The following is an 18,836-nucleotide window of genomic DNA, read 5'->3' on the forward strand; positions in this document are numbered from 1 at the left end:
TATCATAGTATTTTTTTTAAGAACTCCTTTTATGAGTAGCCACTTAGCTGAAAATAATCGTATCTTATCCTTGGATGTTTTTCGCGGTCTAACGATGGCATTAATGGTATTAGTCAATAGCCTGGGAACGCGAGTTTCTTACCCCATATTAACGCATGCTGAGTGGAATGGATGTAGTTTAGCTGACTTGGTGTTCCCTGGATTCCTGTTTATTGTAGGAATCACAACCGTCATCAGTTTGAAAAAACATAAGGACATGGAGAGTAAAGCACAACTTTACAGAAGTATTTTAACACGTACTTTTCTGTTAATTTTCTTTGGATTACTTTTGAATGTTTTTCCAAATAAGCTGAATTTATCAACCATAAGATACTATGGAATTTTACAACGTATTGGTGTGTGCTATTTCATTTGTTCTCTGCTCTATCTTCATACCTCCGTTCGAGCACAAATTCTTACCTTTTTGGGTATTCTTATTGGTTATTGGTTTTTACTAACACAAATTCCAGTCCCTGGTGCTGAAGCTGATCCGTTAAGTATTGCAAAAAACTGGGTGGCCTATATTGATAGTCAAATATTCTCCTCAGGGCATTTATTTAATAAAACATACGACCCAGAAGGTTTTTTAAGTACCATCCCGGCCATTGCTACAACTATTTCTGGGCTTTTGACAGGACATTTTTTATTGACACCAATCAGTAAACAAAAGAAAAGTGCGATTTTAATCGCAATGGGTTTGCTTTTTCTTTTATTGGCTTGGATATGGAGTTATAACTTTCCAATTAATAAGAATTTATGGACAAGTACTTTTGTTTTATGGAGTAGTGGTTTTTCACTTATAGTTTTTGGCTTATGTTTTTTTGTTATTGATGTGTTAGGTTATACAAAATGGTCAATACCATTTAAGATTTTTGGCATGAATGCACTATTTATTTTTATTTTCCATGCTATTTTACTGAAAATACAGTCCATGTTTGTTCTTCCCTTGCCTGATGGATCTCAAGATGTTGTGCGAGTAGCGATTGCAGAATATTTATTTGGAAATTTTAGTCTAGAAAATGCAGGCTTATTTTATTCCATATTGTTTCTTTTGTTTAATTTCTTGGTTGCTGCTTTTTTATACCGACGAAAAATATTTATAAAAATATAGATAACTCAAAGGAATAATCAGCTATGTATGCTCCTTGTTCTTGGACGTACATATTGTTCATCCTTGGGGAATTCGTTATAATATTTGGTTAGATTGAACTATCTGTAGTTAATGGAGTCGTTTCCGATGCCAATTTATGAATACCAATGTACGAGTTGCCATCATCACTTTGACTTAATGCAAAAAATTAGTGATGAGCCTGTTAAACAATGCCCTGTATGCTATAAGGATACAGTGGTCAAACTTATCTCTGCTGCTGGCTTTCAACTTAAAGGCACTGGTTGGTATGCGACTGATTTTAAAAACAAAAGAAGTAAACCTACAGAAACTACTAAAAGTGGCGATGCGGCTGCTGTCGATAAGACAAAAGATACAACTTCATCAAAAACTACCAAAGACGGTGACAATAAATGAAAACAATGTCATTAAGAAGCTATTTACTTACTGGATTGGTGGTATGGTTACCCATACTCATTACCATAGGGGTATTGCGCTTTATTATTGACTTACTTGACAATACATTGGCTTTAATTCCTAAAGCGTACCAACCAGAACAGTTAATCGGGCATTATATTCCAGGTTTAGGCGTTGTTTTATCCCTTATTATTCTACTTGTTACTGGAATCATTGCTACCAATTATTTTGGACAACGATTAGTGGCATGGGGAGAATCCATTCTTTCTAAAATTCCCTTGGTTCGGTCAATTTATAAAACAGTGAAGCAAGTTATTAATGCCTTAATGTCAACAAACAGTGAGGCTTTTAGAAAAGTAGTTTTAATAGAATACCCACGTAAAGGATTATGGACTATCGCTTTTCAGACCGGGACGGCAAATTCAGGAATAAATAATAAAACGAAAGAAGAGTTGATCTCTGTCTTTGTACCAACTACTCCTAACCCCACTTCAGGTTTTCTTATGATGCTTCCTAGAAATGATGTTATTGAGTTAGATATGAGTATTGATGAAGCATTAAAATTTATAATTTCTTTAGGAGTAATGCCACCGATGTCTGAGGTAGCATTAGCAAACAATTTGTAAAAATTTAAATAGGCGGTTTTATATGCGTACACACTACTGTTTGGGCGTCGATGAGTCAAGTTTAGGTAAAGAAGTTATTGTATGTGGTTGGGTACATAATCGTCGAGATCATGGTGGTGTCATATTTCTTGATATACGTGATAGCTCTGGCATCTTACAAGTAGTATATGAACCAGAAGATAAAGCCTCTTTTTCTGACGCAGAAAAATTACGCTCTGAGTTTGTTGTTAAAATCACTGGTGTTGTACGTAAACGACCTGATGGGATGATTAATCCAGCGATGGCTACTGGTACAGTTGAGGTAATTGGTACCGCGCTAGAAATTCTTAATCAATCACCTACACCACCATTTTTACCTGATGATTTCCAAGTTGTGAATGAAGATCTACGTTATAAATATCGCTATATTGATTTGCGTCGCCCATCAATGAAGCACAAACTGACACTAAGACATCAGTTAAATAGCTGTATACGTACTTATCTCAATCAGCAAGACTTTCTTGATATTGAAACACCAATGCTGACCAAAGCAACCCCTGAGGGCGCACGTGATTATTTGGTGCCTTCTCGAGTTCATCCTGGATCATTTTATGCATTGCCTCAATCACCACAACTTTTTAAACAGTTACTTATGGTTGCTGGTTTTGACAAATATTACCAAATTGTTCGTTGTTTTCGTGATGAAGATTTACGCGCCGATAGACAACCTGAATTTACACAGCTTGATATAGAGATGTCTTTCATTGATGAAGAAAGCATACTCAATCTCATCGAAGGCTTATTAAAAACAGTATTCAAACAAATTCTTAATGTGGATTTACCTGAAAAATTACGCAGAATGTCTTATGCTGAAGCCATGCAGCGCTTTGGTAGTGATAAGCCCGATTTACGCAATCCGTTAGAGCTTATTGATGTAGCTGACATCGTTAAAGAATGTGATTTTAAAGTATTTTCTACAGCTGCAAATGATTCAGAATCCAGAGTCATTGCATTACGACTTCCTGGTGGTTGTGACCTGAGCCGAAAAGATTTAGATGATTATGGTCGTTTTGTTGGGATTTATGGTGCGAAGGGGCTAGCTTACATCAAAGTAAATAACCTAGATGAAGGAATGCCCGGTTTGCAATCACCCATTTTAAAGTTTCTCTCTGAAGAGGCCGTGCAGGCAATTTTACAACGCACGGAAGCTAAAACAGGCGATGTTATTTTCTTTGGTGCGGATAGAAACCATATTGTTAATGAAGCAATGGGGGCATTAAGAATAAAGCTTGGTCATGATAGAAAACTACTTAAAGATGGATGGGAATTATTATGGGTTGTTGATTGGCCTATGTTTGAAATGGATTATGAGACCAATAAATTAAATCCGATGCATCATCCATTTACGTCACCCAAAGATTTATCTCCCGAGCACTTACGTGCTAAGCCCACGCAAACATTAGCCAAGGCTTATGATATCGTCATTAACGGCTTTGAAATTGGCGGGGGATCCATACGTATTCATCAATCCGATTTACAAAAAACGGTTTTTGAGTTGCTTGGAATTAATGAGCAAGAAGCTCAGGAAAAGTTTGGCTTTTTATTGGATGCCTTACAATACGGAGCACCCCCGCATGGTGGTATTGCTCTTGGCATCGATCGCCTAGCTATGTTACTTACAGATTCGACGTCAATTAGAGATGTCATAGCTTTTCCTAAAACTCAAACAGCATCGTGCCTATTAACGAACGCGCCATCGCCTACGGGTAACGCGCAATTAACTGAATTAGGAATAAGACTTGCTCCAACTACACAGACTAAATAATGTACTAAGTAGAGGCCTCGCGAACCTCGTAAGAAAATTAATCCCTGCACAGGCAGGGATCTCTCCTCCAGTTGATGTAGAAATTAATTTGGAAGAGGATCTTTGTACGCGCAGAAATAATTTTTTGCTAGGAAAAATAAAATTATTAACTGAAAATCAAAGATATTTGAGTTTTTTCTTTTTCTTATTTTTTTGTTCCTCCATAGTCGTAGCTGCACCGGCAAAGAAATCAGTCACGTTTACTGAATATTTAACCCAAGAAAAAGCTCATTTAACCGCATCAATTCAAGAAACAAAACAGCCAATAATGCTTCAAAGTGAGAAGGAGTTTGACACTAAAATGAAACAAGTGTCGGCAATACTCTCAATGAGCCGTGTGAAGATTGACAGTTTAGAAGGTTTTCTTGAACATCAATATAAAGAGCAAGATAATTTAAATCAACGTTTAAAGCATCTTCAACAGATGCCCATTGCCAAGGAAAATACATCGATTCCTGAGCGCGTAGAAAAAGTAGAAAATCTGCTTAATATCAACAAGCAAACGACTCAACTTATCGTTGAAAACTTAAAACTTGCTAAAGAATTTCAAACATCACTTAATGATGAAATAAAAAATTTGGAATTATGGCATTCGAATTTTGTACTTGAACAAAAACTAGTACAAATTAAATCATTAAAAGAACAACTTAATAAACGTTTAGCCGCGCTTTATGAAAGTAATACCCCCAAACAGCCCAATAAAAGCCATAAATCAGCGAAACCATTATCGTCAGCAGATTATGAGGCAATGCTACTGATTAACAATCAAAATATTGCGGCAATTCAAAATCATTTAAATGCCTTAAATATTCAGAGAACCGTAGTAAAAGCGGATATTATTTATCTTAAAAATCCAGATACCAAAAATCTACAATTGATCACAGATATTTATAAAGATGCATTAAATCAATACTCTAAAATTGAAAAAACAATACAACAAATAAGCATTTTTTTGAATAATGAAACCAAACTTGTTGGTACGCCTGATTTAAAAAAATCAATCCGCTCGTTACAAGATATCTTAACACGTCAACTTAAAGAGACGAACGCCCAAAAACAGTTGCTCACTAAGAATTTGTCTGACTATCAGGCTCAGCTCAAGAAATTAATGTCTGTGCGACAAACGCTTGCTGATTACAGTATCAGCAGCTGGCCGATTATTCTTAATAAGATAGCAGCTATTCCTGGTTTATTTTATAAATATATTAAAACCCTGAGTTTAAAAGTTTACGACAGCTATTTATGGTTAAACGCTTTATCCATGGTGCTCTTATGGGGTGGGTTTGTCTTTATTGCCGGCTTTTTCTTCATGATAAGCCGTTTCCTAAGAACGCTGCGTCAAGATAAAGAACGCTCTCGCTTAACAGGCTACCTATACGATGGTTTTTTGGTTTTAATACAAAGAAACATGCCTTATTTTTGTATCGTTTCGATGCTATGGGCATTGCTTTATGTAACTCATATTTCCTTTGCTAATTATCAGTTACTGTTAAAATTAATTGCAGTGTGGTTTACCTTTAGGATTTTAATTTTAATAGGTCGCCTAGTATTATTAGAGCGAATCACCGATTCATCCGGTAAAGATGTCAAACTTTATTATCGTTTAAAATGGCTGTTACTTTTTGGTGGATGGACAACTGCCTTGATGACTTTAAGTCATTCATTACCATTATCCATACTGCTACAAGACATTTTTAACCGTTTATTTATGCTCTTTATTTTGACTGTATCCTTAGTAATATGGAAAAGTAAGGATGTCATTCCTTACCTTCTTCGTCCTTTATTAAAAAGTCAAAAGAGATATGTTAAAAATGCTATTTCTTTATTAGTTCTTCTAGTACCTATAACGTTATTCACCACTGCTGTAATTGGATTATTTGGATTCATTAATTTAGCATGGAATATGAGTCAGTATCAGGCTTATGCTCTGCTTGTGCTTGTTGGATACATACTAGTAAGAGGTTTGATATTCGATGCTTTAGAGTTGTTTTCTGAACTAATGATTTCTTCATTGCGTAACGGATGGCTATGGATAGAGGTTTTTTTAAAGCCATTGGATAAAATTCTGCGCATCTTATTACTTGTTGCAAGCATATTAGTTCTATTCCAGTTGTTTGGCTGGCATTCTGACTCATTGGTAATGGTTAGCCTAGGTATTTTTGCGCAATATACCATTGTGAATATCCCCGGAATCCATATTACGGTTACAAGTACGATAGGATTTTGTATTCTGCTTGCAACTTTTGTATGGGCATCTAAATGGACGCGCGAATTTTGTTATCGTTGGTTGTATAAAAATGCTAAAGATGCAGGAATAAGAAACAGTCTCTCCGTGTTTAGCCAATATGCGGTTGTTCTTTTAGGTGGTTTTGTTTCTTTACACGTATTGGGATTTGACTTCAGTGGTATGTCAATGATTATCGGGGGACTTGCCGTTGGTATGGGATTTGGTTTGCGTGATTTTGCCAGCAACGTTGTTGGCGGCCTGATGCTACTTGTTGAAAGACCCGTACGAGAGGGGGATTTAGTAACTGTAGGTGAGCATGAAGGGCGTGTTTCCCATATAGGCATTCGGTCTATGAGAGTTTCTTCTTGGGACAATATGGAAGTATTGATTCCTAATGCAGAAACCTTTAATAAACCTTTTACTAACTGGACACATCAGGACGGTATTGTCAGAACAGTGATACCTATAAAAGTCAGTCGCTCTGATGATCCGGCAATGATCCAGCAACTAATACAAGATATTTTAGCTACGACCCCTGAGATTGTTGGTGATCCACCTGCTCAAGTGTTCCTTAAGAAAATTGATGAAGCCTTACTAGAGTTTGAGGTTCGATATTTTATTAACGTTCAGATACACACACGCATTGAAGTACAATCTAAAGTATTGTTTGCGATTATGACTCAATTTAAAGCAGCAAATATTAAACCCCCTATAGAGCCAATTTCCATTGAAATTAAAGAGGGACAAGGTGAACTCATTGCTAAAAAACAGACCACCGAATAGTGAAGCTGAATTACTTGCGCGTTGCTCCGATATTGCTGGTCTTAGTTTTGCGCAACTCGGTTTAAGTTTGAATTTGTCTATTCCTGATATACCTAGCCAGAGGAAAGGGTGGGTGGGGCAGGCAATTGAATTAGCTTTAGGTACTGATGCCCAAAATAAATCATTACCGGACTTTAAAAGCCTGGGTGTTGAACTGAAAACACTGCCACTTAATAAATCTGGTAAACCCACTGAGTCGACGTTCATTACCTCCATCCCATTACTTACAATTCATAAACAAGAATGGAAGACCTCGCAATGTTACATGAAATTAAGTCGAGTTTTATGGATCCCAATAGAAGGTGATACGGACATTCCCTATCCACAAAGAAGAATTGGTCAGGGTTTTATATGGTCACCTGACCAATCACAAGAGCGCATTCTAAAGGCTGATTGGGACTATTTGTCCTTGCAAATTGGTACGGGGCATCTTGAAAGTCTAGATGCAAAAAAAGGAGAATATTTGCAAGTAAGACCGAAAGCCGCAAATGGAAAGTCTTTATGTGATGGATATGATATTCAGGGAAACAAAATCAAAACATTACCGCGCGGGTTCTATCTAAGAAGCAGCTTCACCGCAAAAATCCTATCATCACTAAATGGTTAACGTTAGCCCGAAAAACATCATAGACCTCCGGCCTTGATCCTGGTAAAAAAGGGTCGTGATCAATTTCATAAATCCCATCGAAAATGCACCACACGGGATAAAGTTTCCAAACAAAGCAACATACTGATCAGATGAATTTATAGCTTATAGGAAAAAATTAGACACTTATGGGCTATTATTCGTTTATCTATACGCTTCAGAAATGATTATCACACAAAGAGAAGAAACGCGAGGAGATAGATTAAAAAGCTCCGATCTTCATTGGCAAAAAACTGTTGAATGTCAATCTATTTGTGCTCCTTCCTTTACCACAGAAGAAATAAGTATTAACAAAATTTCCTAAGATATAGTGAAAAAAATGCAAGCTCATATATAGCCATTTTTATTTCGTCAAGATTCAGAATCAGCTCTCCATTAGGCTAAGCAGCTATTTTTAGCAGAATAAAATTTGAACATGACCCTTTTTACCAGGATCATGGCCTAAGGTCTAATAATCCCATGCATCGCGCTATGACTATAAAAATTTAAATAAATTCTTTACGAATCAAGTACTTTTGTTTAGGGTTAATTAGTTTCGTTCTGTATAAACGAATTTTTTAATAACCAATAGCATGGAGCATAATATGTTTTTGAACTATTCAAGACTTATTTATTTACTCACGGTGCTCATTTTTTCGGTTGCTCAGTCTTCCTGGGCTTTTAATACAAAAAATGGGAATATTTATGATACAAATGGTAATCAAATCAATATTGATGGTATTGCCTGGATAGGATTCCAAGACAGTAATTTTCTTGGTGGTTTATGGAATGTACCCTTTAATCCTATCGGTACTCAAAGTGGTGTAATCCAATTACTTACTTCACCATGGACAGTTCCGGGCTCGAATGTAACCAGTGCAGACAATGGCGTATCATTTAAAGCAATTCGTTTGCCCATACAACCTGGAATTTGGCACAATGCGCAAACAGTACAATCATCTCCATTTAATTTCTCTGTGACTGATGTGAATAATCAAGAAGCGGGAAATGGTCCTTTTTGTGATTGGAGTAAGGGCGCAGATGGTAGCGGGCATTGTACCCAAACCAAAACAGCCCCCGATTTATTAACGACAACAATTAATGAATTTAAAAAACAAAATATTCTTGTGATGCTTGATTTCCATCATCGTCCAGGACTTGGAGATAATTTCCGCGATGGTACTGTGGTTGCTGCCGACTATACATTGCAAAATTATCACGATGATATTGCAAATTTTGTCAAAGGTGCACCCTCTAATATATTAGGTATCGACATTTACAATGAGCCGCATCAACTGTTCTGGTACCAAGATAATACGCAAACAACTCCAGTTCAGCCTGCATGGGTTAAGGTCATCGCTGCAGCTGCATCAGCAGTTTATGATTCCAAAGTGGATACTTTATTATTTGTAGAGGGACCAGGGGGTACTGAAGGAAATGACCCATATGATCCAGTCTTTAGTAATACAGCTACGATTTGTTTGCCTTCCTCCACTAAAATTGATGACTCAAATGTGGTTAGCCTTAGCAATGATTCAAGTCGTTGCCCAGCGAATATGTTACGAGTAACCAACATTGGATCAAACTGGGGTGAAAATTTCCGCTCATTGTTAGATACGAAACAATCGATCAATGGCGTGGCACGATTTGATGTCACTACATTTAGAAGCCAATTGGTACAAGCAATTAAAGCCAATAATTTCAGCAGCACTGATCCCAATGCAATTGCAGATTGGTTGCTTGGTGTGAACAATGATGGTAATGGTGGCCATCTCGTTTTTGCACCTCACTTGTATGGATCTCAAGTGGCTGGATGGCAATCTGATGCAAATGACAGTCCTATTCGATTTGATTGGAACTTTGGTTTCACATTGAATTCAGGCTTTCCCTTCGTAGTTGGTGAGTTAGGATATGATGTGCAAATGCCTGCAACAGGTGGGGAAGATTTTTTTGTTAAGTCAGTCGCACCCTATTTAATCAGCAAAAAAATAAACCATAATTTATTTTTCTGGACATTTAATAATGCCGATTATCCAGTAGGGTTACGAGAAAGCGATTCTGATTTCAGTCTTTTCCCATGGAAAGAACAAGATTTGCATAATCTTTTTAATGCAATAACTCCAGTTCAGCAGTTTGGCAAATTGTGTGTCACTGTTCCTACACCGACAGGATATATAGGAACACAACATCCTGTGATTAATGCAACAGCAGGAAATAATCACTATACATTTACTTTAACTGCTTTTGATACATCTACTTGCTTAGATAATGTGGCTACTGGAACTTATTCATTAACAGGTTCAACAATAACCAACAGCGACGGCATAACTTATGTTCCTTCACAAACTAATAGTGCGGTTGTTACTCAAAACACAGAGACCGATGTTACGGTTAAATATGTGCAAGAGTCCACTGGAAACCTAAACATAAGTGTGGCGGGAGATAGTAATTGTCCTATTAGTTCGAGCCAGGTCTTCACAGTAACATATGCTTATGGGTCAAGTAGCAATAGTGTACAGGTTGTAGGAACTACACCTAAAAGTATTCGCTTACCTGTTGGTAACTATACAATCAGTGTTTCTCCTCTTCAGTTACCTTCCAATGCCCAATGTACTGCACGATTTAACAGTACTGTGAGTGTTACTGCAAACGCAACACAGCAAGAAATAATTCAATATAATTTTGTTGCTGCCAACAATTGTTCAGTGAAAGCACAATGCAGTACTTGGGGAACACCTCAAGACCCATGGGCTGGAAGTTCCTGCAACCTCTATATTACCACTAAATCTCCTATGACTAAGCCTGCAGTTTTAAGCATGGTGACGAAAGGGATTACTTCAATCACTGGGGTTTGGAATGCTACAGCAACTTTTACCAATGGTAATTTAACTATGACGCTAACTGATCCGGTATATGTACCTAACATCGGTTTCAATGCCAACGGTATTATTAGCCTGCCTACACAAGCTACTTTAACAACAAATGGACAAACTTATACATGTCCTGTTAATCCTGCATAAATGAAAAAGGGCTCTTTAGAGCCCTTTTTCCTCTTAAAGCACTAAATCCGTAAGCCATAGTTAATATCTAAAAAGGTTCTGATTACTTAATCGCATTTTTAGTGAGTTATTTGGGCTACCTGGGTATCATGGACCATGGTTTTCCATGGCATTTTTAATTTAAAAAAACACTTTGCAACCTACATTTTGCACCTAATTTAGCAGTTTTTTGCAATTAAGTTTTGATAATTACTCCGATAGTTAGTCTTGAGTACGATTCAGTACATGAATTACAGGGTGGCTCAAAGTTAATTTGACGATGCCGTGATAACAATTGACTTTTACTATGGAAAATCCAGGTATATTTGGGTAAGATTATATCCGCGTACTTTAATCTTATTTTTAATTTTAAAATCAATAGGTTAGTTTAAGATAATTCGATTAAAGTGCCCCCCTTAGATGGGGGAGAGCAAATTAATTTTGCAAAAAGAAAAGTTATTTTATTATCAATTTTAATAGGAAATGATACTACCTAAATAAGGACCATAAATAATGATAAAAACAAAAAACTTGCTATTTATCTTGCCATCTATTTTTTCATGTACCTTTGCTTTTTCATCACCATGTTCTTTTGATAAAACCAAATCATGTCAGTTAGTTACTGATATCTTGCAAGATAAGGCGAGCAATGGGCTCAATTATTATGCATCCACTAATTATGATCATCGCATTTCAGGTGAAATTAATGTATATGACACTTCGAAAACCATAAAAAATGCGGATGGTACATTAACGCTTCTCGCAGACTTAGCTAATGGGTTATGGAAAAGCGGAGAAATAATGACTCGAGCTAATCTAAACTCCCCTCCATTTAATTCCCCTGTACCTTCTGAAGTGTGGACAACTAAAGAAACAAAACATGGGTATATGGAAGTCAACATCAATTTACCTGTATGTACTAAAAGTACGGATGGGCTATGCCAGCAAGGTAAAAATCCCAGCAACTACAACCAGGGCTTATGGCCTGCCATTTGGATGATGCCAACCTATGACTCGAATTGGCCGCAAAATGGCGAAATTGATATCATGGAGGCCTATCTCAAAACCACAGCGTTTAATGTGACCACAGCGACACTGCATTTTAATGGAAATGCACCTCAATGTGGCGGAGGTGATTGCCGTGGCATTGGATACCCGCTTGAGTCGCATCAATTTCCTCAATTAGCGTACGCTAATCCACACACATGGGGATTTGAGTGGGAGGCAGATCCAAGCAGTACGAAGGGGGGCTATATTCTTACAGGTTATATCGATAATGTTAAAACCTGGGGACCTTTAAAAACGGATTCACTACCTGCTGATGGTGCTAATGCGTTACAGCGTGGTTTTAATGATCCCAATGGGGGTTATTATCTCATTGTCAATCTTGCCGTAGGGGGGCCTTACGCTGGTGCACCTAATCCCCAAATGCAATCTGCAACAATGCATGTAAATAGTGTGAAATTTTATCAGGTAGGTGGTACTACTCCCACTGATCTGTGTAATCCACCCATTGATTTTTCTTCAACGTATACCCCTGATAAAAAAAATGTAACTTTATTGTGGCATCCTCCCGCAAACAGCACAAATGTAGTCACCTATCAAGTGAAAGATTGGCAAAAAAGAGTACTATGGAAAGACAATAAACTCACTTGGACGGATACCACTCTACCCGGTACTTCAGGGAAATTTACCTATTTTCTGAGTTCGGTGTGTAGCAATGGCGTATCACAAGACGTTGAGTATGACGTCATTATTCCCGATGCCCCTCAGTGCCTTCCTCCAACCAACATCAACGCAAATTACAGTAGCGATAAAAAATCCATTAACCTGGCTTGGACTGCCCCCACACAAAGTATGCCTGTAAGCACCTATCAAGTGCGTGACTGGCTAAAGCGGGTAATTTGGCAAGGTTCATTAACCAACTGGACCGATCACTCTCTGCCCGGAACCTCAGGAAAATTTACCTACTTCCTTAATTCGGTCTGTAACAACCAAGATTCTACGATGGTACAGAAGGATGTTATTATCAATTAGGTTAAATTTTTAATTCCCACGAGACTGTTTCTCTTATTTCTTCCATGAAGCAGTCTCATCAAGACGTTTCATCTATGGAAAATAATTTATGGGATTCATTTCCAAATGACCCTTAAAATATATGGAAAAATTATGAATAAAATCAAAGCTATTTTAAAATTTAATTTTATAGTGCAACTCCTATGTATTTTTGCACTATGTAATTTTTTTAATGTGATTTATGCAAAAAATAAGTCCTCAAAAGTCCAATCACGCGCAATAACTTTTGTTAATAATTGCAGCCAGCCTGTATGGTTTGGATTAATTAGTGGCTCGGTACAAAATACCCATCCCGCTCATCCTGGAGATACTTCATGTAATTCGAATAGTGATTGTTATACTGGATCTGTGTGTACACAAACCGGTGCGATTAAACAATGTTTTTGGCAAGTGCCCATTCCTGCGAATACCAATTATCAATTGGCTGCAAATGGAGGCACCAATACGGTGACTATTCCCATCTATTCAAATCAGCAAAATGTGATATGGAGCGGTGCTATTGCTGGTCGAACTCAGTGTGCTAACGGAGCCTGTCAAACGGCAGATTGCGGCTCAGGTGTGAATGGGTGTAAAGAGGGGGTCGGCTTTCAACAACCCGCAACACAAGCTGAATTTACATTTTTAAAAAATGGCCCTGATTATTATGATGTAGAAATAATCAATGGATTTAATTTACCTGTGTCAATGACCCCTGAGAATACTTCAAGTAATACAAATACAGCGCCATATACTTGTGGTAGTCCAGGAGCCGCGACACAAACCAATTCTTTATTGGGTGCATGCTCTTGGACATTTAATCCCCCTTCGAATGATTATCGTTGGGTTGCAGCAGGCGGCGGGATTTGTAATGTGGATAGTGATTGCCCTTCATCGAGTACCTGTGGTATCAGTTTTAATCCAGGAAAAAATCCTCTATTAAAGAAGAGTTGCGGCACATTATTGGGTTATTGGACTGCTGATCAAATATGTGGATTACAGCCTAATTACGGAGCTCCTTTCAATTGCGCGCAAAAATTACCTGCACCACAAGATAATTTAACCTTATGGAATCTGTATGCCTGTACTAACGTGGGTTCTTGTTATTCTCAAGGAGCCTCAAATAATTGTTGTGGGTGCGTCGATTGGGATAAAACTGGCATTGAAGTTCCACCCGCACCTTACACGAACCAATGCAACAATACCAATATGAACTGGAATAATTATGTCCAGCCCACTTTAAGCTGGCTTAAGGCTGCATGTCCTACTGCTTATGTCTATCCATTTGATGATATGAGTAGTACATTTACCTGTGCAAACATGCAAAATAACGTGAATGTTGAAAATTACACAATTACTTATTGCCCCGGAAGCAGCAACACGCCTCCACCTCCGTCTACATCCTATAACTATAATGTTTATATTGGCTATCCTTTTAAAGCGGTGCTTATCAATAACTCCATCACCTGCCCTGATCCCACAAATAAATCTCCCGTTTGTTTGATACAAAATCAAAAAGCAACGGAGCATATGACGATAAAAGGCTCAAACGCTCATCTTTGTGATCTGACAATCAATAATGATGGAAGCCTGACAGTGAATGCAGGTTCAAATGGCTGTTATATTAATTCAAGCCCTGCTACATCTACCAAACCAGGGACAGTTAATTTACCTTCTAATTTCTAAGCTTTTCAAATTGCCTCCCATCCCGGTCACTTACGGGGATCTTGGGGGGCAGTTAATGCTGGGCTTAACAGCCCAGCCTACGTATTACTGATACTTATTACTCAGACTTCGAGTGTCCTAGAGTAAGTATCGAAGGCAACATGTTTTTTATTTGCTCAACAGGTCGTTGTACTTGGGTAATTAAAAATTCTCTAAAATGAGTATCTGTTGCGAAATAACGCACGGCGTTCTCTACACCTTTATATATACCTACATCAAGTTCTCGACGCTCTACACTTGCTTTTAAATCTTGGAGACGATTGAGATCGACAGTAGGTTTAGGGGCGGTAAAGTAGGAATAGGTATTATAGACACTACCCCAAATGGAGGTTTTAGTTTCTTCTTCTGCAGTAACTTTCTTCCATGCCAACATAAACTTAGTGGGGCAGAGAGGAGCCATTAATTTAATCATCCGCTGAACATCTGGATTTGAAAGGGTTGTAGTATTATCTGTGGAACCATCATATGTGATCTGCTTGTTTTTCAAGCACCAGTTGTAAATTGTCTTCATCTCTTCAAGTTGGCTATGGAAGTCAGAGATGCTGAAGTTTTGGAGAATATACCCCGTTGCCTCAACACAAATAAACATAGTTAGGAGGTAGTGAGCAAATTCGGGGAGCGGTAAGACAAGTCTTGCGAGCCAGGAACCATACCACGTTTTTCTACCAGGATACATTCCTTGGAAAAGGTAGGATAGATTCGCATTATATTCGAAGTCATTAATGTATTTTCTAAATGTAGCTTGTTGTTCGTCATCATTTAGATTAAATGGTTTGGAAATTAGCTTTTTTAAAGCATCTGCACGGTCTTCTTTTGCTTTTTCTACATCGGCCATTCCTTCAACAGTAAGTTTGCCCACAATTCTCTCCTTGAAAAATGTAACAATAAAACTCTATTCATCCTACCTGAAAAAATAGGAATTATGCTATCGCTTTTTTTACAAAAAGTATGATTTAAGAAAAATAGGTATAATTAAGTACTATCAAGTTTTGTGGGTTTAAAGTTTTTTTTATTTAAAATCAATAGGTTATTTGAGTGGTGAACATTAATATCAGTCGTATTAAAATTAACTAAAAACATCTAAATACATCCAAGTTGAAGCAAAAATAATTACACAGTATATTGTGAAGATTATTCATAAAATTAATGATGAATAGTAGGTAAGTTTTATGATAACTATGTGAATCCAGAATAGTTTTATTTGACAAATGAGTGGATAATAACTAATCTTAATTGTGCAATGCAACATAAGGAGATGCTAATGAAAAGCCAATTTTTTGAGCAAAAAATGTTTAACAATTTTGATGCGCCAATGCAAAGACTCATGGAACTCAATGTTAAAATGATGCAGAACTTGTCTTTAATCAAGCCAATGGATTTATTAGATATCAAAAGACCAGAAGAATTTTTTACTAAAAATATGGAATTATTTATCCAAAACAGTCAGATGACTTTGAATTATATGAGGGAAACGTTCAATATTCTTGAGAGTCACTGGTTAAGTGTTTCTCGTAATTTGGATCAAAATGCAAAGAAAATGATGGATGATGTTTCATCTTCAATTTCTAAAAGCACCAAAAAAGCGACTACTACAGTTAAGGCTGCTGCTAAAAAAGCGTCTGCACCTGCTAAAAAAGCGTCTGCACCTGCTAAAAAAGCAGCCTCGTCAGTCAAAAAAGCTGCAGTAACTACTGCTAAAAAAACTTCTTCACCAATGAAAAAAGCTACAGCTGCGCCTGCCGCTAAAAAGACTTCTTCGCTTGCGAAAAAATCTGTAGCGCCTGCTGCTAAAAAAATGGCTTCATCAACAAAAACGGCAAGTGCAAAAAAAAATACTAAAGTAGCCCCAAGTAAAACTACTTCTACTGTAAAAGCACAACCCGCAAAAAAAACTGAGTCCAAACCTGCTGTAATGCAGTCAACTCCATCCATGAGTCATCATACACCCATGAATCAAAATACTGCAAAAACCAATATGGCTGGTGAAAGCAATATGTCAAAAGTTGGGAATATGACTGAAAAAAGTAGTGTTCTTCAAAATATAGGTAAAGGAAATCCTATGCCAAACCAATTTCCTAAGTTTCCTAAATAATAAATAATCTCTTTTAAGAGCCCTTAACATTAGGGCTCTTTATAATATAAGAGAGAGTGATAACCAGTGAGGATACCTCGGCTATTAAGCCGAGCATCTGCTGAATTAATCCTTATGCGCCATCCATCATGAAAACCATCACTATACGCCCAATTAACAAGTACCTATCCATTGTTCTTAAGAATGTACATGCTGGGCTTAGCAACCAAGCCTACGTTTATTTAGATTTTCCAACAAATTCAAAGTCTTTTGATTCTTTTGCAGGGGTTGATTCATTTATCCTGAGTTTAAAGGCATTAATTGATTAAAATCAGGTAACAGGGGTTGTAATTCTTTTGCCAAAGCGTACAACAGCAAGTCATTTCCTTTGGCTGCTCCCATTTGTACTGATATTGGGAGTTGATTATCAAACATTACGGGTAGGGTCATAGCCGGTAAACCAGCCTGATTAAATAGGGATGTAAAAGGTGAAAATTCCATGTTTTTTTGTAAATAAAGATCAAATTCTTCATTAGTGCTTAGTCCACCTATTAATAATGGAAGCTGGGCTAAAGCGGGGGTTAATACTACATCTGTTTGATCTAATAACTGATGCAGGGGTTGAACGAGTTGGAATAAACGAGTTCGCGCAACAATGTATTCATAAGCCGAAAGAGCCTCTCCTCGTTTATAAAACTCCCACGTTATAGGCTCAAGCGCATCAGGTTTTGCTTTTTGGCTTAATTGTGCTTCTTGAAGTTTAATCACCGTATAAGTGTTTGCGGCAATAATTTTAATCACACAATCACCAATTGCATTGAGATCCAGTGCCAAATATTTTCTCTGTATTGTATGGCCTAATTTTTTTAATAACTCTTCAACTTTGTTTACTGCTTCAATACAAGGAGTTGCGACAGGGACTGGTGCAAAAACACCCTCTAAATGAAGTATATTTAATTTTTTATGCGGGTGAAGAGGGCGCACTCGAGATAGCTCGGCTAATTCATTAAATAATGCTTCGGAATCACGAAGAGAACGAGTTAAAACAAAGTTCACCGCCAAACCAGACCATAATTCATCAGTCAAAGGACCTGTTGGGGTGATACCCGTAGTTGGTTTAAAACCAAATAAACCACAACATGCAGCAGGGATTCTAATAGAGCCTCCTCCATCGCTTGCCGTCGAGATGGGCGCAATACCTGCAGCAATTGCAGCCGCTGAACCACCTGAAGAACCACCAGGAGTTCTATTAAGATCATATGGATTGCGACAAGGGCCTAATAAAGTAGGTTCAGTAACATAAGAGAGGCCTAGTTCCGGTGTATTTGTTTTTGCAATGGGGATGAAGCCTAAGGAAATCATTTTATTCACTAAATCACTAGTAATGGGAGAAATATTGTGAGAAAAAAAGCGTGAGCCTTCTGTGCTTCGAACTCCAGCAATCCAGTGCCCCAAATCCTTAATTAATAAAGGAACACCATAAAATGGTTCATCACCGCGAAGACTCGTGAGACATTTTTTGGCAAAATCGGAGCAATCAGTCACGATGGCATTTAGTGTTGTATTGACTTCGTTGATGCGTGACAGAGCACAGTCCATTGCCTCATGAGGGCTTATTTCACGTGTTTTGATGCGTTTTGCTAGTTCAGTTACATCGCAGCGAATATATTCTTTTAATAACATTACTTACCTGCTTATATTAAGGATTCAGGAACAATAATCATATTGTTCCTGAATTAAGATAGATACTTCATTTATTCTTCATGGCAGCTTTTAAATTTATCTGCCATTTTTTCTTCTATTTTTTTCATTTTATTTTGAAGATCTGTTTTTTGTTGGGGGGTTAGTACTGCATAAATTTGATTCTTTGCTGTTATTTTAGCTTTAATCATATCACCAATCAGTTTTGTCTTTTTATCAACTAAACTGTCCACTGCAGATTGGTCCATATTTGCTGATTCAGCTTGTTGATTGAGTTGTTGGCTTAGGTCTTTCATTTGAGCAGCATCATTTTTCATTGTTGATTTAAGCTGCTCTAAAATAGGTTTTATTTTGGATTTTTGACCATCATCCAGTTTTAGTGATTCAACCATATGTTTTAATCCTTCCCCACACTCATGAGCTAATACTACGGGGCTGAGTGCTAATGTAAACGTAAATGCAGCTGCTTGTATAATTTTTTTGTACATGATACGTCCTTCCTTAGTTAAAATGATTAAAATCATAGGTAAGTATAGATGCTC

Annotated in this window: 13 protein-coding genes; 10 read left to right on the forward strand and 3 right to left on the reverse strand. The window is 37.4% G+C overall.

The genetic code is table 11. The features are described from left to right. The first annotated feature begins 31 nt into the window (after positions 1-31). The 9 genes from BGO44_RS07835 (at position 32) to BGO44_RS07875 (ending at position 14,483) form a co-directional block, all read left to right on the forward strand. Positions 32-1,150, forward strand: a complete 1,119-nt coding sequence (locus tag BGO44_RS07835; RefSeq protein WP_273197854.1) for an acyltransferase family protein — start codon at positions 32-34, stop codon at positions 1,148-1,150. Between the two features lie 126 nt (positions 1,151-1,276). Next, on the forward strand, positions 1,277-1,564 hold the full coding sequence (locus BGO44_RS07840) for an FmdB family zinc ribbon protein (RefSeq protein WP_273197856.1): 288 nt from the start codon (positions 1,277-1,279) through the stop codon (positions 1,562-1,564). Continuing rightward, on the forward strand, positions 1,561-2,190 hold the full coding sequence (locus BGO44_RS07845) for a DUF502 domain-containing protein (protein ID WP_058510294.1): 630 nt from the start codon (positions 1,561-1,563) through the stop codon (positions 2,188-2,190). Before BGO44_RS07840 ends, BGO44_RS07845 begins: the two co-directional genes overlap by 4 nt. A gap of 22 nt (positions 2,191-2,212) precedes the next feature. Next, on the forward strand, positions 2,213-3,994 hold the full coding sequence (gene aspS / locus BGO44_RS07850) for an aspartate--tRNA ligase (RefSeq protein ID WP_058510295.1): 1,782 nt from the start codon (positions 2,213-2,215) through the stop codon (positions 3,992-3,994). After that, entirely contained in the window at positions 3,969-7,043 is a 3,075-nt protein-coding gene (locus BGO44_RS07855) for a mechanosensitive ion channel domain-containing protein (RefSeq protein WP_273197857.1), read from the forward strand. Before aspS ends, BGO44_RS07855 begins: the two co-directional genes overlap by 26 nt. Beyond that, on the forward strand, positions 7,009-7,689 hold the full coding sequence (gene mutH / locus BGO44_RS07860; protein ID WP_058510297.1) for a DNA mismatch repair endonuclease MutH: 681 nt from the start codon (positions 7,009-7,011) through the stop codon (positions 7,687-7,689). The genes BGO44_RS07855 and mutH overlap by 35 nt, the downstream gene beginning before the upstream one ends. 623 nt (positions 7,690-8,312) lie before the next feature. Further along, positions 8,313-10,727, forward strand: a complete 2,415-nt coding sequence (locus BGO44_RS07865) for a cellulase family glycosylhydrolase (protein ID WP_273197858.1) — start codon at positions 8,313-8,315, stop codon at positions 10,725-10,727. Positions 10,728-11,258: 531 nt separating this feature from the next. After that, positions 11,259-12,782, forward strand: coding sequence for a glycoside hydrolase family 16 protein (locus BGO44_RS07870; RefSeq protein WP_058510299.1), 1,524 nt, complete (start codon positions 11,259-11,261; stop codon positions 12,780-12,782). 132 nt (positions 12,783-12,914) lie between these two features. After that, entirely contained in the window at positions 12,915-14,483 is a 1,569-nt protein-coding gene (locus BGO44_RS07875) for a thaumatin family protein (protein WP_273197859.1), read from the forward strand. A 97-nt stretch (positions 14,484-14,580) separates the two neighbouring features. On the opposite strand, the gene BGO44_RS07880 is transcribed toward BGO44_RS07875, so the two are convergent. After that, positions 14,581-15,381: a hypothetical protein gene (locus BGO44_RS07880; RefSeq protein ID WP_058510301.1), complete on the reverse strand. Its 801-nt coding sequence runs from the start codon at positions 15,379-15,381 to the stop codon at positions 14,581-14,583. A gap of 402 nt (positions 15,382-15,783) precedes the next feature. On the opposite strand from BGO44_RS07880, the gene BGO44_RS07885 reads away from it, so the two are divergent. Beyond that, entirely contained in the window at positions 15,784-16,614 is an 831-nt protein-coding gene (locus BGO44_RS07885; RefSeq protein ID WP_273197860.1) for a hypothetical protein, read from the forward strand. Positions 16,615-16,890: 276 nt separating this feature from the next. Here BGO44_RS07885 and BGO44_RS07890 read toward each other — a convergent pair whose 3' ends face one another. Then, the gene (locus BGO44_RS07890) at positions 16,891-18,276 is read right to left on the reverse strand and encodes an amidase (protein ID WP_273197861.1); all 1,386 of its coding nucleotides are present in this window, start codon (positions 18,274-18,276) and stop codon (positions 16,891-16,893) included. A gap of 71 nt (positions 18,277-18,347) precedes the next feature. Next, a complete protein-coding gene (locus BGO44_RS07895; RefSeq protein ID WP_058510305.1) occupies positions 18,348-18,782 on the reverse strand; it encodes a Spy/CpxP family protein refolding chaperone in 435 nt (144 codons plus the stop codon). Positions 18,783-18,836 lie beyond the last annotated feature (54 nt).

Origin of the sequence: Legionella sp. 39-23 (genome assembly GCF_001897665.1) — a bacterium.
Lineage (GTDB): Bacteria > Pseudomonadota > Gammaproteobacteria > Legionellales > Legionellaceae > Legionella > Legionella steelei.

What these genes read in the sequence shown, in the direction of transcription:
- aspS (WP_058510295.1), top strand. Translation starts at nt 2,213, where the DNA reads ATGCGTACACACTACTGTTTGGGCGTCGATGAGTCAAGTTTAGGTAAA.
- BGO44_RS07895 (WP_058510305.1), bottom strand. Translation starts at nt 18,782, where the DNA reads ATGTACAAAAAAATTATACAAGCAGCTGCATTTACGTTTACATTAGCA.
- BGO44_RS07875 (WP_273197859.1), top strand. Translation starts at nt 12,915, where the DNA reads ATGAATAAAATCAAAGCTATTTTAAAATTTAATTTTATAGTGCAACTC.
- BGO44_RS07885 (WP_273197860.1), top strand. Translation starts at nt 15,784, where the DNA reads ATGAAAAGCCAATTTTTTGAGCAAAAAATGTTTAACAATTTTGATGCG.
- BGO44_RS07840 (WP_273197856.1), top strand. Translation starts at nt 1,277, where the DNA reads ATGCCAATTTATGAATACCAATGTACGAGTTGCCATCATCACTTTGAC.
- BGO44_RS07835 (WP_273197854.1), top strand. Translation starts at nt 32, where the DNA reads ATGAGTAGCCACTTAGCTGAAAATAATCGTATCTTATCCTTGGATGTT.
- BGO44_RS07890 (WP_273197861.1), bottom strand. Translation starts at nt 18,276, where the DNA reads ATGTTATTAAAAGAATATATTCGCTGCGATGTAACTGAACTAGCAAAA.
- BGO44_RS07870 (WP_058510299.1), top strand. Translation starts at nt 11,259, where the DNA reads ATGATAAAAACAAAAAACTTGCTATTTATCTTGCCATCTATTTTTTCA.
- BGO44_RS07845 (WP_058510294.1), top strand. Translation starts at nt 1,561, where the DNA reads ATGAAAACAATGTCATTAAGAAGCTATTTACTTACTGGATTGGTGGTA.
- BGO44_RS07865 (WP_273197858.1), top strand. Translation starts at nt 8,313, where the DNA reads ATGTTTTTGAACTATTCAAGACTTATTTATTTACTCACGGTGCTCATT.